Origin of the sequence: Corynebacterium hylobatis (assembly GCF_003955685.1) — a bacterium.
GTDB classification, from domain to species: Bacteria; Actinomycetota; Actinomycetes; order Mycobacteriales; family Mycobacteriaceae; genus Corynebacterium; species Corynebacterium hylobatis.
This window is the reverse complement of the sequence record NZ_RXHJ01000014.1, coordinates 57079-72230: the sequence shown is the minus strand read 5'-3', so window position 1 is coordinate 72230 and position 15152 is coordinate 57079. Positions and strand designations below refer to the sequence as shown.

At 68.8% G+C, this 15152-nt stretch carries 15 protein-coding genes; 8 read left to right on the top strand and 7 right to left on the bottom strand.

Features of this window, described 5'->3' with window-relative positions:
• Positions 1–9: 9 nt before the first annotated feature.
• Entirely contained in the window at positions 10–357 is a 348-nt protein-coding gene (locus EAH68_RS10770) for a Rieske (2Fe-2S) protein (protein WP_126121374.1), read from the top strand.
• Here the strand turns inward: EAH68_RS10770 and EAH68_RS10765 are convergent.
• On the bottom strand, positions 354–1448 hold the full coding sequence (locus tag EAH68_RS10765) for an NADH:flavin oxidoreductase/NADH oxidase (RefSeq protein ID WP_126121337.1): 1095 nt from the start codon (positions 1446–1448) through the stop codon (positions 354–356). The two genes, EAH68_RS10770 and EAH68_RS10765, sit on opposite strands and share 4 nt — an antisense overlap.
• A 36-nt stretch (positions 1449–1484) precedes the next feature.
• On the opposite strand from EAH68_RS10765, the gene EAH68_RS10760 reads away from it, so the two are divergent.
• Together EAH68_RS10760 and EAH68_RS10755 are read left to right on the top strand one after the other, a co-directional pair.
• Complete coding sequence (locus EAH68_RS10760; RefSeq protein ID WP_126121336.1) at positions 1485–2441, top strand: bile acid:sodium symporter family protein; 957 nt, start codon at positions 1485–1487, stop codon at positions 2439–2441.
• A 27-nt stretch (positions 2442–2468) separates the two neighbouring features.
• Entirely contained in the window at positions 2469–2789 is a 321-nt protein-coding gene (locus tag EAH68_RS10755; protein WP_126121335.1) for a hypothetical protein, read from the top strand.
• Here EAH68_RS10755 and EAH68_RS10750 read toward each other — a convergent pair.
• The 6 genes from EAH68_RS10750 to EAH68_RS10725 form a co-directional block, all read right to left on the bottom strand.
• Positions 2786–3391, bottom strand: a complete 606-nt coding sequence (locus EAH68_RS10750; protein ID WP_126121373.1) for a YqgE/AlgH family protein — start codon at positions 3389–3391, stop codon at positions 2786–2788. The two genes, EAH68_RS10755 and EAH68_RS10750, sit on opposite strands and share 4 nt — an antisense overlap.
• Before the next feature lie 85 nt (positions 3392–3476).
• Positions 3477–3842 carry an META domain-containing protein gene (locus EAH68_RS10745; protein WP_206436398.1) on the bottom strand — a complete coding sequence of 122 codons (366 nt, stop codon included), beginning with the start codon at positions 3840–3842 and terminating at the stop codon, positions 3477–3479.
• A gap of 8 nt (positions 3843–3850) precedes the next feature.
• The gene (locus EAH68_RS10740) at positions 3851–4291 is read right to left on the bottom strand and encodes an META domain-containing protein (RefSeq protein WP_164546472.1); all 441 of its coding nucleotides are present in this window, start codon (positions 4289–4291) and stop codon (positions 3851–3853) included.
• A 61-nt stretch (positions 4292–4352) separates the two neighbouring features.
• A complete protein-coding gene (locus EAH68_RS10735) occupies positions 4353–4700 on the bottom strand; it encodes a branched-chain amino acid transporter permease (RefSeq protein WP_126121333.1) in 348 nt (115 codons plus the stop codon).
• Positions 4693–5412: an AzlC family ABC transporter permease gene (locus EAH68_RS10730; protein WP_277600475.1), complete on the bottom strand. Its 720-nt coding sequence runs from the start codon at positions 5410–5412 to the stop codon at positions 4693–4695. The genes EAH68_RS10735 and EAH68_RS10730 overlap by 8 nt, the downstream gene beginning before the upstream one ends.
• Positions 5405–6862, bottom strand: coding sequence for a CCA tRNA nucleotidyltransferase (locus tag EAH68_RS10725; protein ID WP_164546471.1), 1458 nt, complete (start codon positions 6860–6862; stop codon positions 5405–5407). Before EAH68_RS10725 ends, EAH68_RS10730 begins: the two co-directional genes overlap by 8 nt.
• Before the next feature lie 74 nt (positions 6863–6936).
• On the opposite strand from EAH68_RS10725, the gene EAH68_RS10720 reads away from it, so the two are divergent.
• The 5 genes from EAH68_RS10720 to EAH68_RS10700 all read left to right on the top strand — a co-directional run bounded on the left by EAH68_RS10720 (position 6937) and on the right by EAH68_RS10700 (position 15101).
• A complete protein-coding gene (locus EAH68_RS10720; RefSeq protein WP_439647627.1) occupies positions 6937–7692 on the top strand; it encodes an NUDIX hydrolase in 756 nt (251 codons plus the stop codon).
• A complete protein-coding gene (locus EAH68_RS10715; RefSeq protein ID WP_126121332.1) occupies positions 7689–10160 on the top strand; it encodes a hypothetical protein in 2472 nt (823 codons plus the stop codon). Before EAH68_RS10720 ends, EAH68_RS10715 begins: the two co-directional genes overlap by 4 nt.
• 23 nt (positions 10161–10183) lie before the next feature.
• Positions 10184–13369 carry a murein biosynthesis integral membrane protein MurJ gene (locus EAH68_RS10710; RefSeq protein WP_126121331.1) on the top strand — a complete coding sequence of 1062 codons (3186 nt, stop codon included), beginning with the start codon at positions 10184–10186 and terminating at the stop codon, positions 13367–13369.
• A gap of 93 nt (positions 13370–13462) precedes the next feature.
• The gene (locus EAH68_RS10705) at positions 13463–14395 is read left to right on the top strand and encodes a GmrSD restriction endonuclease domain-containing protein (protein ID WP_126121369.1); all 933 of its coding nucleotides are present in this window, start codon (positions 13463–13465) and stop codon (positions 14393–14395) included.
• A gap of 142 nt (positions 14396–14537) precedes the next feature.
• On the top strand, positions 14538–15101 hold the full coding sequence (locus EAH68_RS10700; protein WP_126121330.1) for an RNA polymerase sigma factor: 564 nt from the start codon (positions 14538–14540) through the stop codon (positions 15099–15101).
• Positions 15102–15152 lie beyond the last annotated feature (51 nt).

The following is a 15152-nucleotide window of genomic DNA, read 5'->3' as shown; positions in this document are numbered from 1 at the left end:
AGCCGCCGTATGTTCCTGCTGGGCACCGCGACCACCTTCGTGGGGGCATTTCTCGCGGCCTGCGGCGCCGCACCGCCTGTGGAGGTCGCCGCGGCGGACGTGCCGGTGGGCAGCGCCGTCATCTTCGACGGCTTCATCATCGCACAGCCCACCGCCGGCACCTACGTCGCCTGGTCCCAGCAGTGCCCGCACCAGCGCAACCCCATCACGGAGGTCGAGGGGGACACCGTGATCTGCACGTACCACAACTCGGTATTCGACATCCGGGACGGTTCCGTCATCTCAGGGATCGCCCGTGACCCGCTCACGCCGGCAAATCTGGAACAGACAGGCGGGACGTTGAGCATCGGCGGTTAGCGCCAGGCGGCACGCCAGTAGGAACCCGGATAGGGGATCTCCTCGCGGGTCTTCCCCAGCTCGTGGGCGGTGCGCAGGGGCCAGGAGGCGTCGCGGAGGGCGGCGCGGCCGATGAGGACGGCGTCGGTAAGCGAATCGGTGACGATCTCCTGGGCCTGACCGGACTCGGTGATCATGCCGACGGCCGCGGTGGGGATGCCGGCGCGCTCGCGGATCTCCTCGGCGAAGCGGACCTGGTAGCCCGGCCCGACGGGGATCTGCGCGTGGGCGGCACCGCCGGTGGTGACGTCGATGAGGTCGACGCCGTCATCCTTGAGCAGTTTTGCCAGTTCCACCGTCTGGTCGAGGTCCCAGGCACCGTCGATCCAGTCGGTGGCGGACAGACGCACGAGCAACGGCATGCCCGCGGGGATGACCTCGCGGACGGCCTGCACCACGGCCCGGAGCAGACGGGTGCGGTTGTCGAAGGAGCCGCCCCAGTCGTCGATGCGCCGGTTGGCCAGGGGAGTGAGGAACTGGTGGAGCAGGTAACCGTGGGCGCCGTGGAGCTCGATGGTGTCGAAACCGGCGCGGACGGCGCGTTCGGCGGAGGCGGCGAACTGTCCGGGCAGGGCCTCGATCTCCTCGACCGTCATCTCGCGGGGGACGGCCAGGCCGTCGTTTGCCACGGCGGAGGGACCGACGATCTCCCAGCCGCCGTGGCCGACGGGGATGGTGTCGGTGTCGTTCACAGGCTCCTGTCCGGGGCGGGCGGGGACGCTGGAGGCCTTTCGCCCGGCGTGGTTGAGCTGGATGCCCATCTTCGCTCCCTGGGAGTGGGCGAACTGCACGATCCGCGCCCAGGCCTTCTCCTGGCGGTCGTTCCACAGACCAGTGCACAGGGGCGAGATCCGGCCCTCCGGGGTGACACCGGTGGACTCCGCGATGATGAGACCGAAACCCCCGGCGGCGCGCGCCCCGTAGTGGACGGTGTGCCAGTCCTCTGGCGTGCCGTCGGCGTCGAAGGCGTGGTACTGGCACATGGGCGACAGCCACATGCGGTTGCGGATTTCCAGGTCGCGGAGTCGGATCGGTTCGAAGAGTGAGGTCATGTGACCCACTCTAGGGTGGGTCGTACACTGCAAGTCATGCTGTCCCTCCTCAAGCGGACTGACCCGCTGATCCTCCTGATTGTTCTGGCGGTGGTGGTGGCGATCATCGTCCCCGCCCGTGGTGGTTTCGCGGAGTGGTTCGCCACCGCAACCAACATCGCCATCGCCCTGCTCTTCTTTCTCTACGGTGCCCGCCTGTCCACGCGGGAGGCGTTCAAGGGCCTGATGCACTGGCGTCTGCACCTGCTGATCCTGGCCTTCACCTTCCTGGTGTTCCCGTTGGTCGGGCTGGCGCTGCGGCCGCTGACGCTGGTGATCTCGGATGAGCTGTACATGGGCATCCTCTTCATGTGCCTGGTGCCGTCGACGGTGCAGTCCTCGGTGGCCTTCACCTCCATCGCGAAGGGCAACTACGCGGGGGCGATCGTGGCGGCGAGTGCCTCGAACCTGGCGGGTGTGTTCCTCACTCCGCTGCTGGTGATGCTGTTCATGTCGACCGGTAACGGCATCAACGTGGACACGCAGGTGTTCCTCGACATCGCGGTGCTGCTGCTCCTGCCGTTCGTCCTGGGTCAGCTCCTGCGGAGGTGGGTCAAGGGCATCGCCGCGAACAAGGCCACGAAGATCGTCGACCGGGGTTCCATCACGATGGTGGTGTACTCGGCTTTTTCGGCGGGCATGGTCGCGGGTGTGTGGTCGGAGGTGACGGTGGGTGAGATCATCTTCCTCATCGTCTTCTCCATCGTCCTGGTGGCGATCATGCTGTGGCTGACGCGTTCCGTGTCGCTGCGTCTGGGTTTCAACCAGAAGGACATGAAGGCCATCCAGTTCTGCGGCACGAAGAAGTCGCTGGCGACGGGCCTGCCGATGGCCTCGGTGATCTTCGGCGGCGCCAGCATCGGCCTGCTCATCCTGCCGTTGATGATCTTCCACCAGGTTCAGCTGATGATGTGCTCGTGGCTCGCCGCGCGTTATGCGCGCCAGCTCGCCTGATTGCTTTTCGACGCCCCGCGACGCACCATGTTCGACGTGAAGCAAAATATCCACGTCCGCATTGAACTGTCGATCCCCGGGGCCGGCTCGGTCATCCACGTGGCTGAGCTCGCGGAGATGGATGCGCAGACCTGCGCACTGGTCCGCATCATCGAACTCGATCCCGCAGATACCATCCGTGGCTGCGCCACCCAGGAGAAGTCTGTCGGCATGGCCAACGCCCCGAATCCGGTGGTGCCCCACCCCGACACCTACACCGACTTCCCGGACATCGAACACCGGGCGCTCAGCGCCGAGGAATTCGAGGGACTGTGGGCTGAGGCGATGGCTGCCTTCCCTGATTTCTAGTTGTCCACCAGGTCCGAGGGGAAGGTGGAGAACAACGGCAGGGGCATCTGCTGGCGGCGCATCACGTCGCCCCACAGATCCGCCCGGCCGGGCACGATCACGTCGGTCGGCAGCGCCGGGGTGACGAACCAGTCGCCGCGCTCGATCTCCCCGGCCAGCTGCCCGGGCGCCCATTCGGCATAGCCCGCGAACAGGCGCATCCCCTCGACCAGGTCGACGATGTCGCCCGGATCGGCACGCAGGTCAACATGCGCCAGGCGGTTGGCCAGGCGGTTGAGCTGGGGGGCCTCATCCATGTCGACGCCCGCCTTGGTCATGGCAAGGCCGACGACGGACTGCTGGTTGAGGGGGCCGCCGATATACAGCGCCTGCGGTTTGGACACCGCCGGCAGCCAGTCCGGCATGACGTTGAACACCGCCAGGTCACTGCGGGAGGCGAGGTTGACGCCGAAGGTCAGGTTCTCGTTGTGCTCGATGACGAGCACAACCGAACGGCTGAACTCGTCGGAGAGCATGCCCGGGGCCGCCACCAGCAGCATGCCGGGGGCGGGATCGTTGCGTTCCAGGGCGTTGAAGAGACGGTCGGCGTAGAAATCTGACATCGACACGGCGACTACCTCCTGTGGGGGCTTGACTTATGAGTATCCAGCTTCCCATCACAGGTGAAGTTCTGCAAAGGGATCGGGGCTACTGCCGTTCCAGGGTGCCCAGCTCCGCACCCTGCCCGTCGAGGACGTGCATGGTGTCGCCGTCGAAGGTCAGGGTCTCGGCACCGCCGAGCCAGGTCTCGACACCCTCGCAGGCCATCATCGTGGACGCGAGGGGTCCGAGTTCCACCTGGTCATCGACCAGCTCCCATGTTCCGGTGAGGCGGTTGCAGCCGTCGCTGCCGCTGACGCGGCCGTCCCCGGCGAGCACGAGGTGGGGTTCGCCCTGGGCCTCGGTGCCCCACGTGCCCTCGGGTTCCACGGCGGAGGATTCGGTGGCGCAGCCGACGAGCAGCAGCGGGATGAAAGCGAGGGCACCGAGGCGGCCGATACGGGAGGTTTTCATGATGTCTCCTAGAATTTGAGGATCTCGGAGGAGAGACCGCGGATGGGATCTGGGGCATCGCCGTCGCGCTTGAGCGTGCCGATCCCCCTGCCCTCCTTGTCCAGGACACGGAGGTGATCGCCGTCGCGCTCCAGCCTGTCGGCCTTCTCGAACCAGACGTCATCACCGCAGTACATCTTCGTCTTGATGGCGTCGCCCAGGTGGACGCGGCCGTCGACGACGGTGTAGCGGCCGCTCATGGTGTTGCAGCCGTCGTTGCCGCCGTAGGTGCCGTCGACGTTGAAGGTCACGCGGGGTGTCTTGGGCCCGTCGGCGGTCCAGGTGCCGGCGAAACCGACGGATTCGACGATGGCGGAACCAGGGGCTGCGGTGACGGTGGCTACCCCACCGAAGGAAAAGGCGAGGGCCACGGCGACGGCGCCGATCTTACGGATGAGGTTCTTGGTCATGGGGCTCATGCTACCGGGCGGGAGCAGCCCTCAACAGGGTGTCGGCTGAGAAAATCCGGCTTCAGAAAACCACGTTGACCAGCAGCATGTAGGCCAGGGTGCCACCCACGATGGACAATCCGGCAGAGCGACGCCACCAGTGCAGGACGACGGTGACGCCGACGGCGAGCAGGGATGCCAGCAGCCCGCCGGGGGCCTCCACCTGGGAGACGAGGGTGTAGATGACCAGGACCGTCATCACCCCGATGGGCATGGTCGTGCCCAGCGCACCGACCAGGTGGCTGGTGCGCAGCAGCTTCAGTGCGGAGAAGGGCAGCTGGCGCAGCAGGACGGTGAGGACGGCGACGGGGATGAGCACGCCGAAGACCTGTGCCAGGGTGACGCCCTCGGGCAGGCCGAATTCACCCACGGTCGGCGCCTCCGATGTGCAGGGTCAGGGCGGCGTCGAGACGCGGCATCCGGAACCGGACGAGCAGGAGGAGGAAGTAGAGGCTCAGGGCGATGATGAGCATCTGGGCCGGCGCGATGAAGGCGGAGCCGATGGCCAGTCCTGCGGCGATCAGGGGCAGGGAGAGGTCGCGGCTGTTGGCGAAGGACTCCCAGGCCAGGACCACGAAGAGGGCGGTCAGCGCGAATTCCATGCCCTGCACATCATCGGGGACGGCCTGACCGGCCACCGCGCCGATGATGCCGGGGATGACCCACAGTAACTGGCAGGTCAGCTGGATCGTCAGCACCCGGACGCCGCTGATCCTGCCTGGCGGCCGGGCGGAGACGATGGCGTAGGACTCGTCGGTCAGCGCGTAGGTGGAGTAGGCCTTTCCGGCCCGGGAGGCGATGATGTGGCGGGGGAAGGTCAGCCCGTAGAAGATATGGCGGAAGTTGACCATCAGCCCGGTCAGCGCCGCGGCAAAGGGGCCGACGCCGCCGGAGATCAGCCCGATGGCGAGGAATTCCATTGAACCGGCGTAGATGATGACGGAGAAGATCGGCGTCCACCACCAGGCGTAGCCGGACTGCACCATGAGCAGGCCGAAGGCCAGACCCAGCGGGATGAGGCCGAGGCCCACCGCCCAGGTCTCGGTGATCCCGCCCCGGATCTCTGCGGCGGTCCTACTCACCCTTCTCGGCCCACCATTTCTTCAGCTCCCCGATGGCCTCCTCCCGCTCCAGCGGGCCGCGCTCGAGGCGCAGTTCCTTGAGGAAGGTCCAGGCCTGGCCGATCTGGGGTCCGGGGGGCAGGTTGAGGATCTGCATGATCTCGTTGCCGTCGAGGTCGGGGCGTACGCGTGCCAGGTCCTCGCGGGCGGCGATGTCGGCGATGCGTTCCTCGAGGTGGTCGTAGGTGCGCTGGAGGCGGGCCGCCTTGCGCTGGTTGCGGGTGGTGGAATCCGCCCGGACAAGCTTGTGCAGGCGGGGCAGCAACGGGCCGGCGTCGGTGACGTAGCGCCGCACGGCGGAGTCGGTCCACTGGCCCTCGCCGAAGCCGTAGAAGCGCATGTGCAGGTAGACGAGCTGGCTGATGTCGGCGACCATCTGCTTGGAGTACTTCAGGGTGCGCAGGCGACGGCGGACGAGTTTCGCGCCGACGACCTCGTGGTGGTGGAAGGTGACGCGACCGTCCTCGTTGAAGGCGCGGGTCTGCGGCTTGCCGCAGTCGTGCAGCAGGGCAGCCCAGCGCAGGACCAGGTCGGGGCCGTCCTCCTCCTGGTCCATGGCCTGGCGCAGCACCTGCATGGAGTGGGCGTAGACGTCCTTGTGCTGGCGGTGTTCGTCCTGCATGTCCCGCATGGCGGGGATCTCGGGGAAGATGTGCGCCGCGATGCCGGCACTGACCAGCAGGTCCAGCCCCGTCCAGGGTTCCGTGCCCTCCATGAGCTTGTTCAGCTCCTGCTGGATGCGTTCGACGGTGATGCGGTTGATCTCCTCGGCCATGTCCACCATGGCCTGCTGCACCCGCCCGGCGACGCCGAAACCCAGGTGGGAGACGAAGCGGGCGGCGCGCAGCATGCGCAGCGGGTCATCGCGGAAGGAGATCTCCGGGGTGTCGGGGGTGTCCAGGCGCCGGTGGACGAGGTCCTCGAGACCGCCGACCGGATCATGGAAGCGTGCGGTGAGGGAGCCGGTGTCGTCGAGAAGCAGTTCGACGGCCATGGCGTTGATGCGGAAATCACGGCGGACCAGATCACCCTCGAGGGTGTCGCCGAAGACGACCTCGGGGTTGCGGCTCTGCCCGTCGTAGGTGTCGGAGCGGAAGGTGGTGATCTCGATCTGCTGGCCGCGGTGCTGCGCGGAGACGGTGCCGAAGTCGATGCCGGTGTCCCACACCGTGCCGGCCCAGGAGCTGAGGATCTCGGTCAGGACCTCGGGGCGGGCGGGGGTGGTGAAGTCGAGGTCGTTGCCGAGACGGCCGAGGAGGGCGTCGCGGACGGAACCACCGACGAGGTAGAGCGGCAGGTCACGGGCGGCGAACTCGGCGACGAGGTCGACGAGCACATCCTCCAGAGACGAGATCGCCTGCTCGGCCTTCGCCAGGAGTGCCAGGGGAGTCAGAGATTCGTCGGGAGTCACACCCGCTGAGTCTAGCGGGACACGCCCCGGCCAGGGAATTTCGAAAGGGGGGTCCAGCGGATACGATCATGGGGATGACTGAGAATGATTCCCAGAGCCCCAAGCGTCGGCGCCGTCGCCGCTCGCGTCGTCGTGGTTCCGGAAATCAGTCAGGCACAGCGCAGACGCAGCAGAAACAGTCCGGCGAGCAGAAGGCACCCCAGCAGAAGTCGGACGGTGAGCAGAAGCCGCAGCAGGGCCGCCGCCGCAACAGCCGGCGCCGCCCGCAGCGTAACCCGCAGAAGTCGCAGCACCGCTCGCCCAACCGCGCGCAACAGAACAACCGGATGGTCACCCGCGATGAGACCTCCGCCGGCGGCCTGGTGGTCTCCGGCCTGGCGGAGGCCGTCAATGACGCCGGCGAGGTCGATCTCAGCCGCATCTATGTGGCACTGATCGGCCGCCTGGACCGCCGGGGACGCCTGCTGTGGTCGATGCCCAAGGGCCACGTCGAGCCGGGGGAGGACCGCCGCGCCACCGCCGAACGTGAGGTGTGGGAGGAGACCGGTGTCCACGGTGAGACCTTCGCGGATCTCGGCGTGATCGACTACTGGTTCGTCTCCGAGGGGGTACGCATCCACAAGACGGTGCACCACCATCTGCTGCGTTTCATCGACGGCGACCTCAATGACGAGGACCCGGAGGTCACCGAGGTGGCGTGGATCCCGGTCTCCGAACTCATCGAGCATCTGGCCTATGCGGATGAACGCAAACTGGCGCGCACCGCGCATGATCTTCTGCCGGACCTGGCGCGGGAGGAGAAGGCCGCAGGAAGGGCGACCCCGCGGTGATCCGTAGGGTCGGGGGGCTGCTGGTCGCGGCGGCGTTGTGCCTGTCGATGCCCGCCCATGCCCTCCCCACCCCGGTCTCCCCGACGGACCCCGCCGTCGCCGCCCAGTGGGCCAATCCCTTCGCCCGCCCGGACGAGCCCACCGACGTCGGTGTGGAACTCGTCGAGGCAGATGCCGCGCGGGTCGTGCTCTCGGTGTTCAACAACTCCGGGGAAACGGTCTCGGACCTCACGGTCACGCCCCGGCGCGCGGACGCCGCCGCCACGGTGGGCGATGCCCGCCGGATCCTCGCCCTGGGCAGGGATGCGTACCCCTATTTCGGCACGGCCCGGCCCCTGGGTGGGGAGCTGGCGGCGGGGGAGCGCCGGGAGGTGTCCATCCCGGTGGATCCGTTGGCGCTGCAGCCGGGCGCGACCTACCCGCTGATGTTCGCGCTGACGGGTGCGGTGGGGCAGCAGGGGGTGGGACAGCTGGGCACGGAACGGATGCTGTTCACCACGACGGCCGGGGAGCGGCAGGAGGCCCAGGTCCCGGATGTCAGCCTCATCGTGCCGCTGACCGCCCCGGTGGACATCGTTCCCGGTGAGACGGGCCGGGCGGCGGAGGATCCCCCGCTGATCCTCGAATCGGAGCAGCTCGCGGACCAGCTGGCCCCCGGTGGGCGGCTCAATGACCTGCTCAACACCTACGCTACGGCGACGACCACGGGTCCGAACGCGGCGGAGCTGAGCCAGGGCGCCTGCCTGGCCATTGACCCGGCCCTGGTGGACACCGTCGCGCGTATGGCGGAGGGTTATACCGTGTCACCGGAACGACCCTCCCTGACGAAGAAGGCCCAGCGGCTGCGCGACAGCTGGGGTTCCGCCGGTGAATCCGATCCGGGGGAGCCGGGCCGGGGTGCGGCGGACGCGCAGGAGTGGCTGACACGGCTGAGCACGACCGCGGGTGCGGGCTGCACCGTGGCGCTGCCCTGGGCGAACGCGGACCTCAACGCCGTGGCCGCCACGGAGGATGAATGGCTGTTCCGGGAGGCCGTGCAGCGTGGCCCGGCCACCCTGCAGGCGGAGCTGGGTGCCGCCCCCTCCGGCAATGTCGTCATCCCCGCCGTCGGCTACGTCACCGAGCAGGCGGCCACGGCCCTGGGCTGGGCGGACCAGACGGGTTCGACGGTGCTGGAGGATGGGATGCAGGCGACGTGGGAGGCCGCGGTGGCGCGCCGGGCACCGCAGCAGGCGGGGGCGGATCATTCCTCGCTGGAGTCCCCGGTGCTGCCGGAGGAGCCGGGTGCGCCGGTGCCGCAGACCCCGGTGCAGGTGCTCGTGGCCGACAACACGGTCTGGGGGGTGCCCCAGGTGGACAATATCGCCCGCCTGGCCCCGGGCATCAACGCGGTGACCTACCCCGGCGCGTTGGGGGCACTGCTGGCGGCGACGGGCCCGGAACCGCAGACCGCGGGCTACTCCAACCCGGATGCACGTTTCGACGCCCGCCTCGATTCCCCCCTCGCCCGTGCGCTGACGGCCGGTTCGGCGGTGCGGCTGGCGGTGGCGGAGCAGACGCTGCCCGCCGACTGGGCGCAGTCACCGGAGCCGGTGCTCATCCTCCCGGCCTCGCTTATCGACGCCCCCACCGCCGCCGCTCTCCTGACCGCCACGGCGGGGTTGCTCGCCGAGGATGCGGCGACTCCGCTGCCGCTGGACCAGGCGGTGACCCCGGCGCGGGAGCAGGCGGAGACGCTGGACGCGCAGCCGTTGTCCCCGCCGACGCTGGGGGTGACGCGTTTCGGTTCGCCCTACGCCGATCCGGCGGTGTTCAGTGACACGGAGGTGCTGCGCGCGAGCCAGCAGGCCCGCTACACCGATGATCTCACGCGGATGATGGTCAACGACCGGGGTATCAACCTCACCCGCTATGGTTTCACGCTGCCGTTGCGCCGCGACGTGCTGATGAGTCTGTCGGCGACGTCGAGAAGCAGCCTCGGGCACCACGAGGCGGCGGTGGCGGCGACGGACCGGCGGTTGGACGGCAACCGGCGGACCCTGCAGGATCTGCGGGGTTCGGTGGCGCTGATCCCGCCGGGCAACGTCTACACCCGGGCCTCGGAGAGTTCACCACTGCTCATCGTCGCGGAGAACGGCCTGCCGCTGCCGGTGGATACCGAGCTGGTCCATGACGGTCCGCCGGGGGCGACTGTCGACGTGCCCGGGCGGGTGCATATTCCGGCGCACGGATCCATTACGGTGCAGATGACCGCGGACCTGCCCGCCGATCAGGATCAGACGCAGCTGACGCTGTGGCTGGCCACCCGTGACGGCTCGCCCATCTCCACGGCGGTGGACATCACGGTGCAGACACGGACCGGTATCGTCGGCACCTACGGCATCGCCCTGCTCCTGGTGGTGGGGTTGTCCCTGGCGCTGCTCTTCCGCCTCGGCCGCCAACGCCGCGGCAACCGGCAGCGCCCCTGAAAACCTTTAGAACGGCTTTGTGAGTGAATTCCACCGACAACCTCTCATCCGGCCAGCGGTCACGCTTCGTCATCCCGGAACCTCCGTCCCCCGTGCCGGAGCAACGGGTGCCGGCGCCGCCGCCGGCCCCCGCCCCTGACCGCTCGCGGCTGACGGCCGCACCCGGCGCACCCGTCGAGGAGGCCCCCACCGGAAGTACGAAGGTGGCCTCCGATGCGGATGTGGTGCGCGCCGGCGGTTCCATGGCGATCGCGACGCTCATCTCGCGGATCACCGGCTTCATCCGCAACCTGCTCATCGGTGCGACACTGGGACCGGCTGTGGGTTCCGCCTTCAACACGGCGAACACGCTGCCGAACCTGATCACGGAGATCGTGCTCGGCGCGGTGCTGACCTCCCTGGTGGTGCCGGTGCTGGTGCGCGCGGAGAAGGAGGATCCCGACCGGGGTGCCGCCTTCTTCCGCCGCCTGTTCACCCTCTCCGCGACGCTGCTGGTTGCGGTGACGCTGCTCTCGGTGATCGGCGCGCCCCTGCTGACGCGGATGCTGCTGAACCCGGACGGTGAGGTCAACATCGTCCAGTCGACGTCCTTCGCCTACCTGCTGCTGCCGCAGATCTTCTTCTACGGCATCTTCGCGCTGTTCATGGCGGTGCTCAACACCCGCGGCATCTTCAAACCCGGCGCGTGGGCGCCGGTGGCCAACAACGTCGTGTCCATCACCGTGCTGCTTGCCTACATGACGCTGCCGGGGGCCCTGCTTGACGACGCCCCCGCCGGCATCACCGACCCGCACGTCCTCCTGCTCGGCCTGGGCACCACGCTGGGCGTGGTGGTGCAGGCCCTGATTCTCCTGCCCTACCTGAAGAAGGCGGGCGTCGACCTGCGCCCGCTGTGGGGGATGGACGCCCGCCTCAAACAGTTCGGCGGCATGGCCCTGGCCATCGTGGTCTACGTGGCCATCTCCCAGGTCGGTTACGCGGTGACCACCCAGATCGCCTCCCTGTCCGACAAGGCGGCCCCGCTGATCTACCAGCAGGCGTGGCTGCTGCTGCAGGTGCCCTACGGCATCATCGGCGTCACCCTGCTCACCGCCATCATGCCGCGCCTGTCGCGCAACGCCGCCGACGGTGACGACCGCGCGGTGGTCGACGACCTCAACCTGTCGACGAAGCTGACGTTCATCGCGCTCATCCCCATCGTCTTCTTCTTCACCGCCTTCGGCCCGCAGATCGGTGTGGCGCTGTTCTCCTACCGGAACTTCGACACCGAATCGGGCACCCTGCTGGGCCTGACACTCAGTTTCTCCGCCTTCACGCTGCTGCCCTACGCCCTGGTGCTGCTGCACCTGCGTGTCTTCTACGCCCGCGAGGAAGCCTGGACCCCGACCTTCATCATCGCCGGTATCACGGCCACGAAGATCGTCCTCTCCCTGCTGGCCCCGCTGGTGGCCACCTCACCCTCCCGGGTGGTCATCCTGCTGGGTGCGGCCAACGGCTTCGGCTTCGTCGCGGGTGCGGTCATCGGTGCACTGCTGCTGCGCCGCAAGCTCGGCCACCTGGGCACCCGCTCCCAGATCCGCACGACGATGTGGGCCGGTGCAGCCTCCCTCATCGGTGTGGCCGTGGCCCTGTTCGCCGACTTCCTCCTGCGCACCTTCGCCGCAGGCCCGCTGGACGGTCTGGGCTCCCTCGGCGTGCTGGTCCGCGTGGGCATCGACGGCATCATCTTCCTCATCGCCACCGGCATCGCACTGAGTTTCTCCGGCCTGCCGGAGGTGCAGAACCTCGGCCGGGCCCTCACCCGCATCCCGGGTGCCTCCCGCTTCATCCGGCCGGACACGAGCAAGGAGATCAAGGTCGAGGAGCCGGACCCCCAGGAGATCTCCGCCCAGTACGTGGCGATGGACCCCTTCAACTCCTCTCCGCCACCGGCCCCCATGTCCGCCGGCATCGTCCGCGGCCCGCGGCTGGTACCCGGTGCGCCGGTCTCCGACGGCCGGTTCCGCCTGCTGGCCGACCACGGTTCGGTGCCGGGAGCCCGCTTCTGGCACGCCCGCGAGCAGGCCACCGGCCGTGAGGTGGCACTGACCTTCGTGGACACCTCCGGCAACGCACCACTGGCCCCGGCCTCCCCGGCCGCGGCCGCCGGCGCCGCCGCCGAGGTCTCCCGCCGCACCCGCAACATTGCCGGCACCCCGGGTGTGGCCGGCAACATCGAGGTCCTGGCGTACCGCAACGGCTGCCTCGTCGTGGCCGACTGGGTACCGGGTTCCGCGCTGCGGGTGGTGGCTGACGGTGGCCCCCTGGACCCGCACGCCGTCGCCGCGGCGATCGCCCCGCTCGCCGACGCCACCACCGGCACCCGCCCCATCGGCCTGGACAACCGGGCCCGGATCCGCATCTCCACGGACGGGCAGGCCGTCCTGGCCTTCCCGGCGGTGCTTACCGACGCCACCGTCGAACGCGACCAGGCCGCCGTCACCTCCGCCCTGAAACTACTCTCCGGGGCCTGCTCGGGCCTGGAGGACTTCACCACCGAGACCGATATGGGCAGGCTCGCCGCCCGGCTCCGTGCCTTCGCCGGCGTGGACGACGAACAGCCCGAGGCCCTCGTCGTCGAGGACGATGAGGACCCGCAGCCCGAGGACCAGTCCGGTGGCTTCGGCGCCAAGGCCTACTCGCGGAAATCAGCCACGCTGCTCGCCGTGGGTTCCATCGGCGCGGTCGTCCTCGTCGCCGGTCTGACCACCTACCTGGTCAGCTTCCTCAGCGGCGGCAGGGAGGAATCCCCGGTCACCTCCGAGTCGATCCAGGGTTCCGCGACCGAGACCGCACCCCGCCCGCTGGGCCGGGTCCAGGAGGTCACCGCCGCGACCGCCCCCGAGCTCATCGACGGCGACACCGGCACCGTCTGGTCCACCACCACCGTCCCGGCAGGTGTCACCCTGACACTCGAGGAGCCCGCCGAACTGCAGCACCTGGTCATCCACGTCCCGGACGGGGACGTGCCGGTGGCGGTCTACGCGGTGCCGGAGGGCGCAGAGGGCGCAGAGACGCAGGACCCGGCAGGGCTACCCCTGCTGGCGGAGACCACCCTCCACGAAGGCCGCAACAGCCTGGAGCTGGAACGGCAGACAGGCGGGGGAGTCCTCGTGTGGTTCACCGCCCCGGCGGAGATCTCCGAGGTACAGGTCGTCGGCGTGGACTGAGGCGGAGGCAGGTGGCCGCTGACCTCCGTGTTTCCCGCGCGTGGAATACTGCAACGGTTATCAGTTTCAGTACCACCCCGGGAAAACATCATGATGCTGCGTCGACCGCACACCGTTGCCGGAGCCGTCCTGGCTCTGGCCCTCACCGTCACCGGCTGCACCTCCGGCGAACCGGTGGCCACAGACTCCACGCCCGCCCCCACCACCAGCACCGCTGCCACCACCGGTGGTGCCGCCGCTGCGCTGGAGGCCCTCGCTGTCAAGGGCCGGGCCCCGAAGACCGGCTATGACCGTGAGGAGTTCGGGCCTGCCTGGTCGGACACCGACCACAACGGCTGCGACACCCGCAACGACATCCTCGCCCGCGACCTGGAGTCCGAGACCTTCCGCCCCGGCACCCACGACTGCGTGGTGCTCACCGGCGTGCTGGACGACCCCTACACAGCCACCGAGATCCACTTCCAGCGCGGCCAGGACACCTCCACGGCAGTCCAGATCGACCACGTCGTCGCGCTGTCCGATGCGTGGCAGAAGGGCGCCCAGCAGCTCGACACCGCCGCACGCACCGAGTTCGCCAACGACCCGCTCAACCTGCTGGCCGTCGACGGTCCCGCCAACATGCAGAAGGGCGACGGTGATGCCGCGACCTGGCTGCCGGCCAACCGTTCCTTCCGCTGCGACTACGTCGCCCGGCAGATCGCGGTGAAGGCCCGCTACGACCTGTGGGTGACCGCCGCGGAGAAGGACGCCATGGGCCGGGTGCTCGCGGACTGCCCCGACCATCCGCTGCCCGACGAGCAGACCACCTACCGGATCAACACCACCACCACGGCCGAGGTGCCGGTGTTCGAGGACCCGGCCACGCAGCCGATGGCCCTGGCCGCTCCCGTCGGGGCCGGTACGGACCCCCGCTTCAGCAGCTGTGCGAAGGCGAAGGACGCCGGTTACGGGCCCTATGTCGCCGGAGTTCATGCCGAATACGACTGGTACCGCGACGGGGATAACGACGGCACCGTCTGCGAATAGGGCCCGCGCGGAAGCGGCGTCGAGAAGCACCCCCTGAAGGCGGCGACGGTGCCCACTGCAGTGGGCACCGTCGCCCCCTGTCCAGCGCAGCGGTCGGCGGTGGGGTCCAATATGGGTGTCAGCGAAATTTCCGGGGGGAAAATTGGCACACACCGACGGACGGCTCGTCGAGAATTTCATCGGCGGCGACCTGCGCGCCTTCACCGAGATCGTGGAGCGCCACCGGGCGCGGCTGCTGTGGGTCGCGCGGAAATACGGCCATAACGAGGACGATGCGCAGGACATCCTGCAGGAGGCGTTGTTCAAGGCCAGCTGCAACCTGCACACCTGGCGCCACGAGTCCTCGCTGAGCACCTGGCTGCACCGCCTGGTCATGAACTCCGGCTGGGACTTCCGGAACCACCGCCGGCAGATCGAGGTCACCACACTCGACGACGACGCCCTGCCCCACGACATCAATCCGCACCTGGCGATCGACCCGATCGGGGAGCGGGACAAGCTGCTGCAGCTGGAGGAGTCGCTGGCCCGCCTGCGCCCCGACCAGCGCACCGCACTGTGGCTCATCGACGTCGAGGGTTACAGCGTCAGCCACGTCGCCGAGCGGGAGGGTGTGCAGCCGGGGACCATCAAGTCGCGGCGTTCCCGGGCACGTGAGATGCTGCGTTCGGAACTGCTGGCGGAATGTTCCTCGCGGGGCGGACGTTGACCATGGAGTGAGCCCGCTGAGCCGGGAAACTAGACTCGGGGTGACATCACC

Excerpts from the sequence above, each read along its gene's own strand:
- EAH68_RS10745 (WP_206436398.1), bottom strand. The coding sequence starts at position 3,842 with ATGAAAACCTCCCGTATCGGCCGCCTCGGTGCCCTCGCTTTCATCCCG.
- EAH68_RS10755 (WP_126121335.1), top strand. The coding sequence starts at position 2,469 with ATGTTCGACGTGAAGCAAAATATCCACGTCCGCATTGAACTGTCGATC.
- EAH68_RS10765 (WP_126121337.1), bottom strand. The coding sequence starts at position 1,448 with ATGACCTCACTCTTCGAACCGATCCGACTCCGCGACCTGGAAATCCGC.
- EAH68_RS10705 (WP_126121369.1), top strand. The coding sequence starts at position 13,463 with ATGCTGCGTCGACCGCACACCGTTGCCGGAGCCGTCCTGGCTCTGGCC.
- EAH68_RS10760 (WP_126121336.1), top strand. The coding sequence starts at position 1,485 with ATGCTGTCCCTCCTCAAGCGGACTGACCCGCTGATCCTCCTGATTGTT.
- EAH68_RS10740 (WP_164546472.1), bottom strand. The coding sequence starts at position 4,291 with ATGACCAAGAACCTCATCCGTAAGATCGGCGCCGTCGCCGTGGCCCTC.
- EAH68_RS10750 (WP_126121373.1), bottom strand. The coding sequence starts at position 3,391 with ATGTCAGATTTCTACGCCGACCGTCTCTTCAACGCCCTGGAACGCAAC.
- EAH68_RS10720 (WP_439647627.1), top strand. The coding sequence starts at position 6,937 with ATGACTGAGAATGATTCCCAGAGCCCCAAGCGTCGGCGCCGTCGCCGC.
- EAH68_RS10770 (WP_126121374.1), top strand. The coding sequence starts at position 10 with ATGTTCCTGCTGGGCACCGCGACCACCTTCGTGGGGGCATTTCTCGCG.